The sequence below is a fragment of the Enterococcus phoeniculicola ATCC BAA-412 genome, assembly GCF_000407505.1.
Classification (GTDB): Bacteria; Bacillota; Bacilli; order Lactobacillales; family Enterococcaceae; genus Enterococcus_K; species Enterococcus_K phoeniculicola.
Genome location: NZ_ASWE01000001.1, coordinates 134,160 through 146,874, shown reverse-complemented (window position 1 = coordinate 146,874; position 12,715 = coordinate 134,160). Strand labels below are relative to the sequence as shown.

Annotated in this window: 13 protein-coding genes and 1 pseudogene; 2 read left to right on the top strand and 12 right to left on the bottom strand. The window is 36.8% G+C overall.

Annotated features, from left to right (window positions below; genetic code table 11):
* Positions 1-88 precede the first annotated feature (88 nt).
* Both I589_RS00650 and rlmH read right to left on the bottom strand, forming a co-directional pair.
* Positions 89-1,045 (bottom strand): restriction endonuclease, encoded by a 957-nt coding sequence (locus I589_RS00650; protein ID WP_010770076.1) that lies wholly within the window; start codon positions 1,043-1,045, stop codon positions 89-91.
* Positions 1,046-1,193: 148 nt separating this feature from the next.
* Positions 1,194-1,673, bottom strand: a complete 480-nt coding sequence (gene rlmH, locus I589_RS00645) for a 23S rRNA (pseudouridine(1915)-N(3))-methyltransferase RlmH (protein ID WP_010770077.1) — start codon at positions 1,671-1,673, stop codon at positions 1,194-1,196.
* 421 nt (positions 1,674-2,094) lie between these two features.
* Here rlmH and I589_RS00635 point away from each other — a divergent pair, with 421 nt between their 5' ends.
* Positions 2,095-3,408, top strand: a complete 1,314-nt coding sequence (locus I589_RS00635) for a S1C family serine protease (RefSeq protein ID WP_010770078.1) — start codon at positions 2,095-2,097, stop codon at positions 3,406-3,408.
* 71 nt (positions 3,409-3,479) lie between these two features.
* On the opposite strand, the gene ytpR is transcribed toward I589_RS00635, so the two are convergent.
* From ytpR to pepA, 4 genes are all read right to left on the bottom strand, one after another.
* Positions 3,480-4,091, bottom strand: a complete 612-nt coding sequence (gene ytpR / locus I589_RS00630) for a YtpR family tRNA-binding protein (protein ID WP_010770079.1) — start codon at positions 4,089-4,091, stop codon at positions 3,480-3,482.
* Positions 4,092-4,272: 181 nt separating this feature from the next.
* Positions 4,273-4,743 carry a universal stress protein gene (locus I589_RS00625; protein ID WP_010770080.1) on the bottom strand — a complete coding sequence of 157 codons (471 nt, stop codon included), beginning with the start codon at positions 4,741-4,743 and terminating at the stop codon, positions 4,273-4,275.
* Positions 4,744-4,765: 22 nt separating this feature from the next.
* Positions 4,766-5,083: a thioredoxin family protein gene (locus I589_RS00620; protein ID WP_010770081.1), complete on the bottom strand. Its 318-nt coding sequence runs from the start codon at positions 5,081-5,083 to the stop codon at positions 4,766-4,768.
* A 166-nt stretch (positions 5,084-5,249) separates the two neighbouring features.
* Positions 5,250-6,326 (bottom strand): glutamyl aminopeptidase, encoded by a 1,077-nt coding sequence (gene pepA, locus I589_RS00615; protein WP_010770082.1) that lies wholly within the window; start codon positions 6,324-6,326, stop codon positions 5,250-5,252.
* Between the two features lie 231 nt (positions 6,327-6,557).
* Between pepA and I589_RS00610 the strand changes: the two genes are divergently transcribed.
* Entirely contained in the window at positions 6,558-6,902 is a 345-nt protein-coding gene (locus tag I589_RS00610) for a hypothetical protein (protein ID WP_010770083.1), read from the top strand.
* Positions 6,903-7,159: 257 nt separating this feature from the next.
* On the opposite strand, the pseudogene I589_RS18260 reads toward I589_RS00610, so the two are convergent.
* The 6 genes and pseudogenes from I589_RS18260 to I589_RS00585 form a co-directional block, all read right to left on the bottom strand.
* Positions 7,160-7,705 (bottom strand): annotated as a pseudogene (locus tag I589_RS18260) (DDE-type integrase/transposase/recombinase); the annotation flags it as partial.
* 23 nt (positions 7,706-7,728) lie between these two features.
* On the bottom strand, positions 7,729-8,646 hold the full coding sequence (gene rbsK / locus I589_RS00605; RefSeq protein WP_010770084.1) for a ribokinase: 918 nt from the start codon (positions 8,644-8,646) through the stop codon (positions 7,729-7,731).
* Complete coding sequence (locus I589_RS00600) at positions 8,639-9,148, bottom strand: GNAT family N-acetyltransferase (protein ID WP_010770085.1); 510 nt, start codon at positions 9,146-9,148, stop codon at positions 8,639-8,641. The genes rbsK and I589_RS00600 overlap by 8 nt, the downstream gene beginning before the upstream one ends.
* Before the next feature lie 22 nt (positions 9,149-9,170).
* Positions 9,171-10,547, bottom strand: coding sequence for a C4-dicarboxylate transporter DcuC (gene dcuC / locus I589_RS00595; RefSeq protein ID WP_010770086.1), 1,377 nt, complete (start codon positions 10,545-10,547; stop codon positions 9,171-9,173).
* A gap of 14 nt (positions 10,548-10,561) precedes the next feature.
* Positions 10,562-11,485, bottom strand: coding sequence for a ribonucleoside hydrolase RihC (gene rihC, locus I589_RS00590; RefSeq protein WP_010770087.1), 924 nt, complete (start codon positions 11,483-11,485; stop codon positions 10,562-10,564).
* Between the two features lie 117 nt (positions 11,486-11,602).
* Positions 11,603-12,628 (bottom strand): LacI family DNA-binding transcriptional regulator, encoded by a 1,026-nt coding sequence (locus I589_RS00585; RefSeq protein ID WP_010770088.1) that lies wholly within the window; start codon positions 12,626-12,628, stop codon positions 11,603-11,605.
* Positions 12,629-12,715: the final 87 nt, after the last annotated feature.

Sequence of the window (12,715 nt, the reverse complement as noted above, 5' to 3'; positions counted from 1 at the left end):
TCCCAAAGATTTGAGGAACAATCTTCGTGAATTCCTTCTTATTTCTCGGAGCTAAACACTTCTGTCCCGACCTCGTAAACATGTATTCTCAAAGTTCATTTTCAAAGTAATCATTATCTATACGGAACTGCCTGTATACTTTGGCTACTTCAATTCCAACACCATACTGCATCATCAGCTCAGTTAACTTGATTCCGTCAATTAGAACAATCCCCTGATTTTTAGCAAATTCCTGTGCCCCACCAGAAAAATTAGAAGTTGTAATAAATACTCCTCTATCTGCATTCACACCTGCCAACGCCCCATAAAAAGACTGAATGGCTGGTCGACCAACTGTATTTCCTTCCATGTATCGCTTTGCTTGAATATAAACCGTACTTGTTCCTAGAGGGTCTTGGTTTATAATTCCATCAATCCCACCATCATTGCTTCGATTTGTTATTTTAGCGTCTCCATTCTTTCCACTGTAGCCCATTGAAACAAGTAAATCTACTACTAAGCTTTCAAAGAAAGAAGGATTTACTTGTCGTACTTTATTTAGTAATTCGATAGCTATTTCATTATTTTGATTAGTAACTAAACTTTCAATATCTACTTTTTCTTGATCAATTTCAGTAATTGAAAGCTTATTCCCCGTCCGTTCATTTCTAATGGCAAGCTCCTGTTTATATTTTTTAAATGCTGGCAGTTCTTCTAAAATTTTCTTAGTCAGTGTATCTCCATACTTGTTTAGTATCGATAGACCACTATCGGTAATCTTGTATACACCACGTCTAGGTCTTTCTATCAATCCAGCTATATATAAGCTACTGATAGCAAAACTAAATCTATTTACTAAAATGCCGTCACTATCAGGATAATTTGGGTATTTAATCATTAAAATAGAATCCGGAATTTGTAGAGTATCAATGACACGCTTTCTGATAACACGATTTGTCACTATTTCTCCATCTTTCACTGCATTTAATACATAAGGAATCAGTGATTCATTCGTTGGAATTCCGTTTGCCGATTGCTTGAGCTTTTGCCAATCTTGGTTATTCATATACCTCCTATATTTTACTCTTGTCGATACTATCTAATAAAATATAATCGAGTACCTCTTCACTTCTAGTGTTCACACATTATTTTTTCAGTAAAAACTGAGACACTCTCTTATTCTGGAATCTCTATTAATAGTAATTTTTTATCTTCTATTTATGATACGGCTCCCCCTTTATTATCCTATACGCCCGATATATTTGTTCGACGAGTATGAGTTTCATCAATTGATGTGGGTAAGTCATTTTTCCAAAGGAGAGTTGTTCGTTGCTCCTTTTCATGACGGCTTTACTTAGTCCAAGCGAGCCACCAATGACGAAAGTGAGCTGGCTTTTTCCTTGAATGCCGAGATTGTCGATTTGTTTTGCAAAGTCTTCACTGCTAAGCTGTTTTCCATTGATGGCTAAAACAAAAACGAATTCCTGCTCTTTAATTTTTGCGAGGATTCTCTCGCCTTCTTTTTCTTTCACTTGAATCATTTCAGCTTGGCTCAAATTCTCAGGTGCTTTTTCATCAGGTACTTCTATTAAATCGATTTTTGCGTATTTTGATAATCGTTTAGTATATTCTGCAATCCCTTGTACAAGGTATTTTTCTTTTAATTTTCCAACAGTAATAATTTTTATATGCATTCTTTTCCCTACTTTCGTCGTTTCCTTCTCTAGTTTACCATGAATGAATGAAAGATTTCCCCAATTCTTTGTTTCTTCCTATATAAAGTTACCAACAGACTTATGCACATTACCCACAGGTTTATCCACAGAGATAGTGGTGGAAACTCCTTATTTATTAAGGAATAGTTAAGCAAACGTATGTTTTCCACCAAGTTATCCACGTTATCCACAAATTTGTGCATAACTTTCCTCTTATTTTTCCACTAAAATCTTCCCAGTTTTTCCACACTTTATGGGGATAACTTTGATTTTTTCACCTTTTGTAAGATTTTTTTCCAAATCTTGTTCATAAAAAGTTCAAAGTCCCATAGTAGACTAAAGCTATCGAAAGAGATTATACTTATATCAGTGAGTATGGAATGTTTAGGAGGAATGAATAATGGAAAATAATAATAATAATAATTTAACACCAGAAAAAAAATCTTCTGGCTTTTGGAAACGATTTGGTGCAGGTCTTGCAGGAGGAGTCATTGGCGGTGTGTTCATCGTTGGTGTTGCTTATTTAGCAATGGGCTCTAGTTTATCCCCAAGTACGACAACAAACTCCAGTGGCTCTCAAAATTCAAGTGGAGAAACAACCGTAAGTCCAGTAAAAGTAGATGTGAATTCAGACATTACTGAGGCGGTTGATAAAGTTCAGGATGCCGTTGTTTCTGTAATCAACCTGCAAAAGCAACAACAATCCAGTGGGTTTGGCGGACTTTTTGGCAGTCAACAAAGTGAATCAAATAATAAAAATGCTTCTGGTTCTTTAGAAGAAGCGAGCGAGGGAAGTGGAGTTATTTATAAAAAAGAAGGCGACACCGCTTATATCGTTACAAATAATCACGTAGTTGAGGGACAAGATGGACTTGAAGTTCTATTAAAAGATGGGACAAAGGTTTCTGCTGAATTAGTTGGAACAGATGTTTATACTGACTTAGCCGTTTTAAAAATCAAATCAGACAAAGTATCTACAGTTGCTACGTTTGGTGATTCTGATAAAATTAAAGTTGGCGAACCCGCAATAGCAATCGGTTCTCCTCTTGGCTCTACTTATGCAAACTCTGTAACCTCTGGGATTGTTTCTTCTCTAAATCGCCAAGTGGTTATGCAAAGTGAATCTGGTGAAACAGTTGCCAATGCAAATGCTATTCAAACAGATGCAGCGATTAATCCTGGGAACTCAGGGGGGCCATTAATTAACACAGCAGGACAAGTTATTGGGATCAATTCTAGTAAAATTGGTTCAACCCAAGAAAGCACTTCTAGCGTAAGCGTGGAAGGAATTGGCTTTGCGATTCCAAGTAATGAAGTTGTTAATGTCATCAATCAATTAGAGTCTGATGGAAAAGTAACACGCCCAGCCCTAGGGATTTCTATGCGTGATCTTTCTTCTATCTCTGCTCAACAGCAAAAAGAAATCTTGAAAGTTCCTAGTTCTGTGACAAACGGCGTAGTTGTTATTGATGTAAATAATGCAACGCCTGCTGAAAAAGCTGGTTTGAAACAATATGATGTGATTACAAAAATAGATGGAAAAGAAGTTAGCTCTGGTGTTGCATTGCAATCCGCTCTTTATAAGAAAAAAGTCGGTGATTCTGTGAAAATTACCTTCTACCGTGGTGAAACAGAAAAAACTGTAACCGTTGATTTAACAATTGACCAATCTGCTTTACAATCAGCAGAATCAAAATCAGAAACAGGAAACTAAGCAATTTTGAATAGATACACAACAGGAAAAAGGAAGCGTGAGAAATTCTCACGCTTCCTTTTTCCACTTTTTTACACACCTACTTCAAATGCTTCTCCAACCACTGCATCAAAAGGCAATTCTAAAATTCCTTTTTTCTCAGGTGCATTAGCCAGTCTTAATTCTTTTGCTGAGCAAATCATTCCAAAACTCTCCACTCCGCGTAATACACCCGGCCAGATAATTAATCCATCAGGCATCATCGCTCCAGGTTTTGCCACCACTACTTTTTGACCTGCTTTCACATTTGGTGCGCCACAAACGATTTGTAGAACTTCGCCGTCTGCCACTTCAGTTTGTGTAATAGATAAGTGGTCTGAGTCTGGATGTTTCTTACAGCTTTTTACAAAGCCCACAACGATTTTGGGTTCCAAGTCGACCACTAATTCATCTTCAAAGCCTGCTTGCTTCACTAGACGATTTAATTCAGCCACTTGTTCTTCCCCTAATGAGATTTGGCCCGTTCCTTCAATAGTCAAATAGTCTGAGATGTGGAAAAAATTCCAAGCAACGACTGTTCCTTCAATGGTTTGTATTCTTGCAACATTTCCTTTACGTTCAACAACGTTTTCTACTTCTTTATCATTAGCAATAATCACCATAAGTGTATCGCCAACATGTTCTTTATTGTATGCAGTTATCACGTGCGTACCTCCTGAAGTCTCTTTTTTCTCACTAGAGTAAGTTTAGCAGAATTTTCATTTTGCTTCATGAGAATTTTTTCATGAAAAAAGAGCTCTCCTTTTTTATTGTAGGTTTAAACAAACAGACTTTGTTCATCTATTCCTTAAAAAGAGAAACCCTAGTTTTTTATTTTATCTTTACTTATTTAGCTACTTCTGTATCCTCTGTGCTTGATACAACTAACACGTCACAAAGTGCTTCTCGAATGATATAACTTGAAACACTCCCAATCATAAAGCGTTCTACTGCATTTAAACCTGATTGACCTACCATAATTAAATCAATCTGATATTTTTCAGGTAATTGATGGGACATCGCTTCTTTCGCCGAGCCATAAGCGACAATTCCTTCTATTTTTTCATAGTTTACTGATTTTCCGTAATCCTTGCACTCTTGAATCAATTTTTTTGCTTCTTCCGTTTCTTGATCCACTAAGGTTTGATTCATAGGTGTATAGCCCATGAAATTGTAATATTGCTGGTCAATGACATTCGCAACATAGACAGTCCCTTGATTTCTTCGCGCAACCTCTACAGCTTTTTTAAAGGCGGCATTGGCTTGTTCGCTACCGTCGATTCCCACTAAAATATGTTTATATTCTTGTGTGCTCATCTCTTACCCCTCCAGTATTCTTCTATTTTTGAACACTTTGTATAAACGCTTCAATTTCTTCTTTTGTTTTACGATTCTTATTCACTAAACGACCAAGCTCTTTTCCGTCCTCAATAACAACAAAACTTGGAATCCCAAATATATTCCACTCTACAGCCACATCCATAAATGCATCTCTATCGACTTCAACAAATTGCCATTCTGGAAAATCCGCTTCAATTTCAGGCATTTTTGGTTTAATAAAGTGACAATCGCCACACCAGCCAGCAGTAAAAAAGAAGACATTCTTTCCTTTTTCAACATACGTTGCCAGTTCTTCAAGGCTCTTTGGTATAATCATTCATTCACCCTCTTTTCCCTTATAAGTAAATTATACACTTTTCTTAAAAATGGACAAACGCAAGTGCCCAAATACTCTTTAAAAATTTGTTCCTATCCTCACATGTTCTCTTTAGAAAAATAAAACCGAGAAGCATTTTCGCCTCCCGGTACGTTTCATCTTTTCTCTATTTTCCGTAAACGATTGTATTAACCGTTGATTTGTCTAATCCTTTTAATGTGTGAATAAGCATTTCTTTTGCCGCTTCATAATCTTTGATACTGAACATTGTTTGATGCGTGTGGATGTAACGACCTACAACTCCAATAACTGTACTTGGAATTCCGTCATTTGAGGTGTGTGCTGCGCCTGCGTCTGTCCCACCTTTTGAAACAAAATATTGATAAGGAATATTATTTGTTTCTGCAGTATCTAACAAGTATTCACGTAAACGTGGTAATGTAATCAAACCTGGATCATAAATACGCATTAATGTGCCTTCTCCTAAGTGACCAAATGTCCCATTTTTTGTCACTGTATCGTCTGCAGCTGAACAATCCACTGCAAAGAAGAGATCTGGATTAAACTTATGAACAGATCCTTTTGTTCCTCGTAAGCCTACTTCTTCTTGTACATTTGCTCCCGCAATTAATGTATGTCCCAATTTTTCTTCTTTTAATGCTTCTAGTGCCTCTAAAACAACCGCACAGCCATAACGATTATCCCAAGATTTGCTAATGATGTTTTTCCCATTCGCCGTTTTGATTGTTTCAACTAGAGGAACGATTGTATCTCCCGGAAGTACTCCATAGCTTTCAGCTTCCGCTCTTGATTCAAAGCCTGCATCAAATAAAATATCTGTTACTTCCAGTTGTTTTTGACCACTTGTTCCACGTAATAAATGTGGTGGTACAGAAGAAGAGATACATGGATAGTTGCCTTTACGTGTTTTCAAGGTGAATCGTTGAGCAGAAACGACGTATGGATTCCATCCCCCAAGAGGAACGACTTTGAATAATCCATTCTCTTGAATTTGTGTTAGCATAAAGCCTACTTCATCCATATGTGCCGCAACCATGACACGAGGAGCATCTGCCTCTTCATGATTTCTAAGACCAAATACGCCACCTAATCCATCATACTGAAGCTCATCTACAAGAGGTTCCATATGTTGTTCCATGTACGCGCGAATCTCATGTTCAAATCCGCTTGTTCCTTGCAATTCCGTTAATTCTTTGATTCGTTGAAATGTTTTTTCTTCCATTCACAGCTCATCTGACAATTGCCAGACAATACCCCTTCCTTGCAATAAAATTTGATAGGCAGCTTACATTTATTTGAAGCATACTTATCGATTCGTTTTTTATTATACCTCATTTTTTTAACATTTTAAGGTATTTCTTTCTAAGATTTTTCATAGAGTATGGTAAAATATAGATAATGTAATACAATATGAGCTTGTTTGCCGTATGGCGCAAAGGAGGAGGAATTCCTAATGAATGAAGACAATCAAATTAACTACTTTAAAGGTGGCCTAGCACTAGGAATGAGCTTTGGTTTAGTTGGAGGGATTGCTTCCACCATTTGGTACCATAAAAAGCGGACATTAGCCCCAGATCAAGTCTTAGAAACAGTGAAATCTGCTTTTCTAAAAGAAGGACCTATTGATGGCTCTTGGATTTCGTTTGAAAAACATCCCTTAAGAAAATTTGCGATTCGCTCGCAGGGGTATCTAGGCGGTATTTCTCGTGTAGAGGATGGTCAACTTGTCCAATATGAATTTATTGCTGATGCTTATACAGGCACGGTTATTGACGTAACTCGCGTAAAGGAAAACTAGATAGTTTTAGCAAGTATGAACTCTCTCCATAGATATTGGGTAGAGTTCTTTTTCGGCATCTTATTCTCTTTTATTTTGGTATATTATCCATATCGAACTATTTATTTGCAACGATACATATATTTAGATGAACCACCTATCCAAATTAGACAATAATAATTTTTTTACTATTTACGACTACTTTAAAAAGGATGACCCTATGAGGTTCTGTTGCAAAGTTTAAATGGAGAATATCTGACTTCTAATTAATGAGCTATCTAAGCAAGAATTCCTAATAGTCCCTTATTTCATTGCAAATAGAAAAGCCGAAGAGAGTTCCCTCTTTTCGGCTTTTCTTGTAACTCGAATCGTTTCCATGCCCTTAATCGTAGCAGAAGCTGTCCGAAGACTTTGATAAAATTTTTTTGCTATTTAATTGGACGATGTTCTTGCTCAATTAAGTAGATACTTGACTAGTCGATGCTTTTTCCTAGTATATAGATCATATCTTTTCAACTTCTTGAAAGCACCGCTAATAGAAGACGCTTTATCGGTGACTAGAACCTGCTGCTCTCTGAACTGTTTTTTCAATCATTTTAGAAATACGTACGCAACTTGTGTATTGTAATCAAATATCTAAAGTGGCACCACCTGCATCAATTGCTCGATACAAGTAGTGCCGATTTCCTTTAATTTTGATATACGTTTCATCTAGTTTCCATGAATAAAAGAACTGTTTATTTTTTCCAAATTTGATAAAGAACTTCTAACTCATGGATAAACGCTCCTGTAAGACACAGTCTGATACCTTTGTCTTGCAGGAGCGTTTATCCAATCAGATGCTTTTTTATTTTTGATTCATCCGCTGATTGATTTCTGTTTCAGATGGCATTCCAGTCTGTGCACCTAGCTTTTGAACAGATAAAGAAGCGCCTATACCAGCTCTTTTTATTGCTAAATCTAGTCGAGTTCCTTTACTTAGCTCCACTGCTAAAATACCATTAAAGGTATCCCCTGCACCCGTTGTATCTACAACCTCAACTGAAATTGACTTCACGGTCACAACTTCTCCTGAGTGAACAAATGACGTCCCTAGCTCACCTCTTGTTACGATGAGCTGTGTTTCTTTATGTGCTTGACTCCAACTTACCATTGCTTGTTCAAGTTCGCTATCATCTGCAAATTTTTGTCCGCAAATTGACATGAACTCCGTTTCATTTGGCGTAATATAGTCTACCCACTGAATTAATTCCACGACCTCAGGTACAAAAGGAGCTGGATTTAAAATCGTCTTCACTCCTTTTTCTTTCGCCAAAATTAAACCCTTTTTGACAGATTTAACTGGAATTTCCAACTGTGTTAACAAAACTTGACTTTCTTCAATGATGGAGGCAACAGAATCAATATAGTCTTCACTCACTAACTCATTTGCGCCTGGAACCACCGTAATACAATTATCTGTTGGCAATTTAAAGATACTTGCAATGCCCGTAAACATATTCTTTTCCACATCTAAATACGTTAAATCTAAATTTTCCTCTGCTAGATGCTTCAAAACCTTCTGTCCAAATGTATCATCACCAAGCTTTCCTAGCATCGTGACTTCCCCACCGAAACGTGAAGCGGCAACTGCCTGATTTGCTCCTTTACCGCCAATCATATAATTGATATTTTCACCGATAATGGTTTCACCTATTTCTGGCAGCCGATTCGTCGTAATGACGATATCTGTATTTAAACTACCTAAAACAACTACTCTATTCATCAATCTTACCTATTTCCCTTTCATAAACATAAAAACTCCCCATTCTTTCCCTTTTCTCCACCGTCATTTCTGCAATCTTTTCAAATTGATTCTTTTGAAAGAGGCGCTGCATCGGAAAGTTTGTATGATTGGTACAGGAATATACATGTTCGCCTACTTGGCAAAAGTGGCTAATACAAAAATCTAGCCAGCATTTGCCAATTCCTTTCCCAGTTTCATCACTATGAGTCACGAGTCTTTTAATAAACCAATTTAGGTCCTCTTTGTTAAAGCCTTTTCCACTCATCGGTTTTCTGGTAAATGTTCCCATACAGACAATCCGTCCCACTTCCTTGATTAGAAAGAGTTCTTCTTGTCGAATATCTGTTAAAATATCTGATGAATTTGGATACTCTTGTGTCCACTGATAAATGCCTTGTTTTGTCATAGATTGTTTAGCAGATGCCAAAAGTTGTTCCAATTCAGATAAATCAGTTTCTACAGCCGGTTCAAATATCATCATATTGAAAAACTTCTTTCTTAAATTAATAAGGTAATAAGACTAAAGAAAGTACAACGACTAAAATAATTCCGATAATGGTAGGTACACTGGTTCTCTTCAATAATTTAACTGGGCTTACGCCAATTGAAGAAGAAACAATCATCACTACTGCCGCAACTGGTGAAATGGTTCTTGCCAGATTTGCAATCATTTGCATAGGAAGAGCAATCACAATTCCGTCAATCCCTGCACGCTCTGCAATATTTGGAATCATATCGATAACCGCATAGAACATTGCTAATCCACCACCGCTTAAAATACCAAATAAAGCAGTTGCACCACTAAAGATTAGCGTGGTTAGAACCCCAGCAGATTGTGAATTTTCCACAGCAGACATTAATGAATCAATCACTCCTAGATTTTGAATCGCTGTTGTAAATAATGATCCCCCTACAACCAGCATAACAACTTGACTAAATCCTTGTCCCATTCCTTTGAACATTTCAAGTGCACTGTCTTGTGCCACTTTGAAAGAGCGTTTACGAATCGTTTCAATGATTAAAGCAATAAAGAATGAAATCATGGTTAACACGAAGATATCCATAGTGATACCTTCCATGAAGATACCTGCAATTCCTACTGCAACAATTAATAGTAATGGTAACAATGGCAAAATTGCATAATACAGGGGAACAGATGGCGCATCATCAGATGTTTTTAAGCTATCATCCTCAATTGTAACAAACGCTGCATCCCCTTCTTTTTTATCACAATACGTTTGCCAGAAGTACTGAACCACCGCCAAGATTAATAATGTTGGAATCGAAATTTTGGCATGATACAAAACGTAGTCCAAAATGTTGTAGTTTAATGTTTCTGCTGCAATAACATTATCAGCCCCTAATGGTGTAGGCATGATAGTAGCAGTCATCGCTATTACGCCAGCCGCTGTTAAAGAGGAAATCCCTATTCCTTGTAACAGTGGATATAAAATAGCCATTAAGATAATTGCTAAGCTTGAAGCACTTGGTACAACTAGAGACATTAGATTTCCTAGTAAGAAAACTATCGGAATAAATAATGCTTTTGACTTAATCTTTGTCATAGGTTTCACTAAGATGTTTACCGCTTTTTGGTTGGCACCAATCAGATTCATATAACCTGAGTAACCAAACAGAATCATAATAACTAAACCAGCAGAACTAATTTGAGCAATTATGGTATCTTTAAGCTTTAAAAAGACATCAAAAACAGCTAATCCGGTTCCTTCGCCAGCTGCATACAGCTCATGACCAAGAAATACTGAACAAGTTAATAACACTAGTGCGCCAATAATCAAAACAAGTGCAGGATTGTAACTCTTAATAATAAAATAGCCGACAATACCAAGTACAAGTAAAACTAAAATTGCTTCTAACATTTCGTTACTCCTTTTTATTTACAATTTTTTATTGAATCTAAAAACCAAGCTTTAAATTTCGCTTCATCCACATCCACACAAACCTTGCAGTTTGCAGGCTGGCCTAAGTACCCTTTAAGATCGACTAATGTTGCCCCGGCTGTAAGTGTACTTTGTGTTTCCACAGTCACATAGGTTTCTTCAATTTCAAAAACCTCAGGTGCTAAAAGATAGGCAATTGCACAACTATCGTACATCTTTAAGCCAGTATTAAAACTACCTCCACGATATTTTTTAAACAAATGATACATCATGTTCCCTGTAGGATTCATATCTTTAATTTTTTCACTGTCTTCTGGATAAACAAGTGCTTTTAGCCCAACATCAAGTCCCGCCATCGCCATTGGAATACCGCTTTCAAAAACAATTTTTGCAGCCTCTGGATCAACAGCAATATTAAACTCAGATAATACCCCTTTGTTACCTCTTGCTAATGAACCACCCATAATAACGATTTCATCAATTTTGGCACTACATTCTGGATACATTCTCAACAGTAAGGCAATATTTGTTAATGGACCAATCCCTATTAATGTTATCTTTTCATCTGATGCCATCAGTGTTTTGTACATTAAATTTACCGCGTGCTCTTCTGACAAAAGACTGGAATTTGGTTCTGGAAAATCATAGCCATCCATCCCTGTGCTTCCATGGACATCACTTGCATCAACTGCCTCACGTAGTAACGGTCTTCCTGCTCCTACTGCTACTGGAACGTCCTTTCCCCAGAAAGATAGTAGCTTCAAAAGATTTTTTGTCACTTTCTCTACACTCACATTACCTGCAACCGTTGTAAACAATTGAACATCCAACTTTGAGTCAAACAAAGCGATTGCAATTGCAATTGCATCATCAATCCCGGGATCTGTATCAATGATTACTTTTCTACTTTTTACCAAAATCTGTTCTCCTCCTTTTTTGATAAAGCGGTTTATCAAATGGTTAAAAAAAAGAAATTCTCAAGAACTTCTTTTTATGATAAAACGCTTTATCATTTCTACACCCACATATTATCATCAATGGAAACCGCTGTCAACGTTTATTTTTTGAACACTATCTTTTATGATTAAACTTGGATTAAGCTGAATCAATCGGTTCGCTGTTTTCGCTGTCAGGGCGGTCAAAAGTACCTCAACCGTTTTTTTACCTAGCTGATGAATATCCTGATCAACCGTGGTCAAAGGGACATCTAACATTTGGATAAGCTCCAGATTATCATAGCCCACGATAGAGATATCTTCTGGCACACGTAGTCCAAGCTCTTTTGCTTTTTGCTTAATTCCCAAGGCAATCATATCGTTTCCTGCAACAATTGCGGTAATTTCTTTATTATTGAGTAGTTTATCTGCCTTCTCATAGGCATCCTCATATCTAAATTCCGTCGTCACACTCCATTCGTCATGAATTGTCACTTGGTATTCATTCATTGCATCTAAATAGCCTTCATATCGAAATTGACTATTAATAATAGTTTTTGGAGACATCATGGTGCCAATGCAGCGGTGCCCCATCTCTAATAAATAGCTTGTCGCTAAATAACCGCCCAATCGATTATTGAAAAAGACTTGATTACAAGAAAAGTTGTCAATTCCACGGTCAACCAGAACATAGGGAATTGTAATGTCAGAAAGTTCTTTTTTCAACTGGTCAAGCCGATTGTAAGACTCATTTGAGATAGCTAAAATTAAGCCATCTACACCACGGTTTAATAATAATCGTATTAACGTTCGTTCATTTTCATACACGTCATCTGTATTTACCAATATTAACAAATAGCCACTTTTTCGTAGCTCATCTTCTAAAATTTTAGCTAATGTTGAGAAAAAAGGGTTGTTTATATCAGGGATAATCAGTCCAATCGTATTGGTCTTATTGGTAGCTAATCCCTTTGCTACAAGATTAGGTGAATAATTGTTTTCTCTTGCAATTTTTTTAATTTCTGCCTTTTTCTTATCCGAAATTCGAATGGGCTTGTCATTTAGCACTCTGGAAACTGCCGCAACAGAGATATTCGCCATTTCTGCAATATCTTTTAATCGCATTCTCTTCTCACCTGCTTTATTAGGATTCTATTTGATATTATCTGTATTATATCATGATTAAGTTTTTATGAAAAAGAGAGACTTAAA